This window comes from Microvirga tunisiensis (genome assembly GCF_009296175.1).
Classification (GTDB): Bacteria; Pseudomonadota; Alphaproteobacteria; order Rhizobiales; family Beijerinckiaceae; genus Microvirga; species Microvirga tunisiensis.
In genome coordinates this window covers 1-5,020 of the sequence record NZ_VOSK01000398.1, presented here as the reverse complement: position 1 = coordinate 5,020, position 5,020 = coordinate 1, and the positions used below count along the sequence as shown (strand labels likewise).

At 53.8% G+C, this 5,020-nt stretch carries 3 protein-coding genes and 2 pseudogenes; all 5 read right to left on the bottom strand.

All coding sequences use genetic code 11. The annotated features are described in order from the left end of the window. Positions 1 to 181, bottom strand: a 181-nt coding sequence (locus tag FS320_RS47310; RefSeq protein ID WP_210252238.1) for a hypothetical protein, incomplete at its 3' end; no start/stop codon positions are given. Positions 182 to 236: 55 nt separating this feature from the next. Then, a complete protein-coding gene (locus FS320_RS37690) occupies positions 237 to 1,067 on the bottom strand; it encodes a restriction endonuclease (RefSeq protein ID WP_152717406.1) in 831 nt (276 codons plus the stop codon). A gap of 493 nt (positions 1,068 to 1,560) precedes the next feature. Further along, positions 1,561 to 2,391, bottom strand: a complete 831-nt coding sequence (locus FS320_RS37685; RefSeq protein ID WP_244627646.1) for a GIY-YIG nuclease family protein — start codon at positions 2,389 to 2,391, stop codon at positions 1,561 to 1,563. A 112-nt stretch (positions 2,392 to 2,503) separates the two neighbouring features. Further along, a pseudogene (locus tag FS320_RS51150) lies at positions 2,504 to 3,154 on the bottom strand (type ISP restriction/modification enzyme); the annotation flags it as partial. A gap of 103 nt (positions 3,155 to 3,257) precedes the next feature. After that, positions 3,258 to 4,871, bottom strand: a pseudogene (locus tag FS320_RS37680) (DEAD/DEAH box helicase family protein); the annotation flags it as partial. Positions 4,872 to 5,020: the final 149 nt, after the last annotated feature.

Genomic DNA, 5,020 nt, shown 5'->3' with positions numbered 1-5,020 from the left:
GTCTGTTACCCGATAGGTAAAGCCCGATGTATTCCGCCACGCCCGAAACAGCTTCATGGACGACCGGAAAATAAGGGCTTGCGAGGTCCGAGTTCGAGAGGGTTTTTGGAACAGGAACGGAGAGGGTTTTGTCAAATTTGACAAAACGGATGTCAGAGCGCGAGGTCTCAAAGACTGTCACCGAACGACTTCGGTCGATGGTCATACGAGACAGGCGCAGCGACCGGGAGGCATAGCTACGCAGCCTTAGAAACAAGCTCGTCCAGGCTCTCAAGATCATCGTGATGAATCAGAATGACACCATTCGACACTGCAAGCTGCCTTGCCGACTTTGTGAAGGTGTTGTTGCTTACTACTACACCAAAATCTGCCACATAGAAACTTGTTGCAGCAACGACCTCTTGAACTGCCTTGTTTCCAACGCTGCTACTATAGAACTTGCATTGAATAGCTAACCTGCAACCTTCCTTCTCAGCAATGAGATCTGCCCCCTGATCACCTGATGTCGGAGTGTTATTCACGGCCCATCCAAGATTTTCCAGAATTTCTTGGCAAACTATTTCGTATTCCTGTCCAGTCGATATGTTATCAAAATCGACGAGATCGACCTGTGTGGAGCTAAATTCACTAACAGTGGCGTCAATAACCCGTTCTAATTCCAGCCAAACAGAGCTATCTTCATCAAGACTAAACGGCTCGATACCGCTTTCAAGTAGCGCAGGGAAGACTTTTTCCTTGATAAAGTACTTCTTCTCAGAGTTCCACCTGTCGAATTTATAGTCCCCATACGCGTCCTTATAAACCGTCTGCTTTTCCCGGATGTACAACGTCTTTTTATGCGTTTCTGCAACGCTCCGCGTGACAGAAAGTAGCTTTTCGTGCTTCCTTCTTGCGCTTTCATTCTCTTCCTGCTTTTGCTTCTCCGCGCCCTTGATTAAAGCCCAAACGAGGGCGACCACCCCAAGGCCAAGAACGACAGCAACAGCAGGGTTCTCAGAAAGGAAGGTGTAAAGCTTGTAGATCAACGCGATACCAATCAGGATCGCCAAACCCCCTAACGCCTGCATCGTCTCTTCTCTTTTCTTTTAGTTTATCAGCCTGTTGTTGGCAGAACTTTGATTCAAAACGTATGAAGCCCCGCATTTACTCGCAAGCCTCATCAAGGGCCGAGAGCCGCGCCATACACAAGAAGGTAGCCGAGATGCCCAAACAAGACGGAACTCTGACGACGATGAAGGTGCAGTCTGGCGAGCCAGATGGGTGCGATAGAACGATTTCCCTTATTTTTGCATCAAGCTCATCTCGCCGCTCAATTAGTTCCGCAGCACGAAAAGTGACATCTTGCTTCATGATCCTCAACGACCTACTCGCGTCTAAACTGCAGGCAGATGCCCGCGCTTCCGCTGGTTGTTAGATTTCAGAAGCGCCGCTTCGCGTACGCCGGTTTCTGCTTGCGGGGTCCTTTCAGCCCTGACCCTTTCCAGCAGAACGCTTGCCGGTTCGTCATTCGGATATTTAGGGGAAAACTCGCCCCCGAATGCTTTCGAGAGGATCGCCCGGTCATTCATTGGCCACCTGCTGGATCTGGGCCTCCTGATAGTCCTTGTAGGTTTGACCGGTGCTCTCCACCTTCCACGCTATCCGCCCATTCATGTTTCCGGCATATACTACCGCAGCCGCAGCGCTTGGACTTGCAAAGGCCACGTCCTCGACGAAGGTGAGCACGCTCGGGTCACTGGACGGAATAAGGCGGCCTTCACCCAGAAGGCGATCACGTAGGTCGCGATACCGGTCCCATGATTCGTTGCCCTTTGCCCGTGCCGTAGATCCTTTCAGAACCAGGAATCCGCTTTCCGTCTCGACGGCTCTCGCTGTTACACCAACGGCGTTCATCTCAAATACCGGTGTCGGTCCGCTTTCAGGCTTTGCGGACGAGGAGATAGTCGGCTGTGGCTGAGCAAAGTCGAAGCCTAGGATTGGGAGGATCAGGCTGATCTGCTCGACGAAGAACTCCATATCCGCCGTATCTGCTTCCGCAAGAAGTGTGAAATCGGGAGCCGTTCCATTGGCGAGGGTGGCACGTCGTGCCGCCTGGGTGAGAGCGATAAGCCGACTCTCTAAGAAACGCGCATGAGCCTTGGTGAGGTTCTCGTCCTTTGAGACGATCACCAGAACTCGGTTGAAGAAATCTTTCGCCTCGTCCGCATTATGCTGCACGAGGCGGGCCTTCACGCTGTCTGCCTCGCCGACATAGACCTTTGACCGCAGAGGATCGTTGGGATCTGGGCCTGACAAAACATAGACGCCCGTTCTCGTAACCTCGGGGCGCGAGAGCAGATCTGGAAGGCGGGATCGTGGCGCGACAATCGCCTTGCCAGTCCATGAGGCCATTATCTCGGCTGTCAGAATCCCAGTCGGGGTTCCGTCAGCGAGAAACACACGAATGGTCCGGCCTCGCGGACCAGAGGACGTAATCATGCTGTTTCCCTGCATGGGGATCACTCTATTCGGCGGCTACTCGATCCTGTGTGGATGGTCCAGTCGCTATCTCAAGCGGCGGCAGCGAGCGAACGATCTTCATAGTTTCCAGGCTCACCGTGATCATCCGCTGGAATAATCTCAGGGGATAGGCCGGATCGCCAACGGTCTCGATGGCATACTGGTTTGCATCATTGATGATCCCGCTGTCCTTGTCGGTTTTGACGACCTGCCGCTCCATAACCCATTCCAGAGCAGGCTTGCCGTTGACGACGTAATCATAGGCTTCAAGCGGGATGTTCGTCATGGTGATCCTGCTGTTGTAGATCACGGTACTCCGGTCCTTACCTTTGCCGCCAAACTTCATTTTTTCGACTCGGTAATCAGCGTCGGTGAGATCCTCCATGAACAACGCTCCCCCTTTGTAGGTCACAGTGTAGGGCTCGACGCTTTCGTAATTGATGTGGAGGTCGGCGAGCGTGCGGCCCGCCTCTACGAAGGCCCAGAACTCCTCAACCCCACGCACGCATGGAATGCGCGGCATCTCCTTGGACAGATTGTCGGCATACCGACTACGGTAGTCTTCGGAGTGAAGAATGCCATACACGTAGTAGAAAACATCCTCCCTCGTAATCTGCTCGCCACGATAAGTTGCCTCAAAATGAGCTATTCCCTGAGGAGAACTCGTCGAAAACAAAGGCGGTTTGGACAGGCGACGGCTGACCTGCTGCTGGGTCATCCCCATACACTTCATCATCAGACGCGCTGCCACGTCCAATCCCAAGGCCCGACCGCTTCGCCGTTGTCTTCGTCGGTAGCTGGTTTGTGACTGCAACGATCTCGATATGACCACTCACATCAACGCCCAGGTCCATTTTGTTGATGGTGGCATCGAAGCGGTCGTCGTGGGCACGGAGCGCGTTCAGGATTTGCCAAACAACCCGGTACTTTTCGTTACTGTTGAGGGCTTCCTCTGGCGAGACACCCGCAGGAATACCCACTGGCAGGATGACGTATCCCATCTTCTTGCCTTCGGCACGCCGCATCACCCGGCCAACCGACTGCACGACATCAATCTGGGACTTTCGAGGATGTAAGAACATTATAGCATCGAGTGCTGGGACATCGACACCTTCTGACAGACAACGGGCGTTGCTAAGGATGCGGCAGGTGTCGCCCTCAGAATCCTCCTTTAGCCAGTCGAGAAGCAGTGTTCTGCTTTTGGCATTAAACGTGCCATCGACGTGCTCCAACTGGCAGTCGAGTTGGTACGTGTCACCTGGGAAGCCATCCATGACGTTGCCGCCGTCCAGGTACTCCTCGACAACCGCTTTGAACTCGTTCGTGATTAGCTTTGAGCTTCGGATGTCCTTGCAGAAGGCAATCGCCCGCTTCATAGGATGGGGGTCGGAAGTCACATCGGCTTTCAGATCAGCCTTCGTTAACGCCTTATAGCATCCGATGATCTTGGTTGCGTCGTCGAGCAAAAGTTCGCTATTTGCGTCGGTCAGGCGCTTCTGAACGCCTGTGCTCACCATCTCCTCGTCTACTGCCAGGACGATCACCTTGTAGTCGGTCAGAAGCCCATTCTGAACTGCCCACGAGAAGCCCCGTTGAAACAGGACCTCTCCGTACAGGGTGGCGTCGTCCATTGAGCAGAGTTCGACGGAAGCCTCATTCGCTTTCGTCTTCACGGCATCGCCGAAGATACGTGGCGTGGCAGTCATATAGAGGCGCTTTTTGCCGCTTATGAAGTCCTGCCGGTGGATTTTCACAAAGTTGGATTCGTCGCCATTCGAGAAGACTGCACCAGTCGTGCGATGTGCCTCATCGCAGATAATCAGATCGAACTCGGGCAATCCGTGGTTTTTCTGGGCATCTGAAATGACCTGAATGGATTGGTAGGTCGAGAAGACCACGGTCATCCGGTCGTCTGCTGGGTGGGCGATCTTGTCTACCAGCTTCTTGGCGTCGGTCGTGGCAGGAAATGCAAGATCATGGATCTCCAAGTCAGCAACATCATCCCCATTCCGACGCTTGCCAACCTGACTGTCTGAGCAGACAGCGAAGGATCGCAACAAAGTTTCGGAATCATTGGTCCACTCGCGCACACTCTGGGACATCAAGGCGAGTGATGGGACGAGGAAGAGAACGATCTTGCCCTGGCCCGCTAATCTTTCTGCGATCTTCAGACTGGTGAATGTTTTACCGGTTCCGCAGGCCATGATCAGCTTGCCACGGTCAGCATCCTTGAGCCCGCCTTCGACAGCATCCAATGCTTCTGATTGGTGCTTTAGAAGCTTCTTCTTCGGCGCGAGTACAACCTTCTGCTGGCGGCGGTACACACCCCAGTCAATGGGGCTTTCCGATAGATCGTGCAGACCAATCCGCAACGTAACATTGGCAAAAGTCCGGGCTGAGCTGGCGGGTCGGGGTTCCGGCGCAGCGACAATTCTGATTCAATCCCCTGCATGTCACCGGCCCCGGATCTTGATGGCCTGTCGAACGCCGATCTGAAGCGGTTGGTGCTGGAGCTGTTGGG

Bases quoted from the DNA above. Each gene is read 5' to 3' on its own strand.
- FS320_RS37685 (WP_244627646.1), bottom strand. From the start codon at position 2,391: ATGGCCTCATGGACTGGCAAGGCGATTGTCGCGCCACGATCCCGCCTT.
- FS320_RS37690 (WP_152717406.1), bottom strand. From the start codon at position 1,067: ATGCAGGCGTTAGGGGGTTTGGCGATCCTGATTGGTATCGCGTTGATC.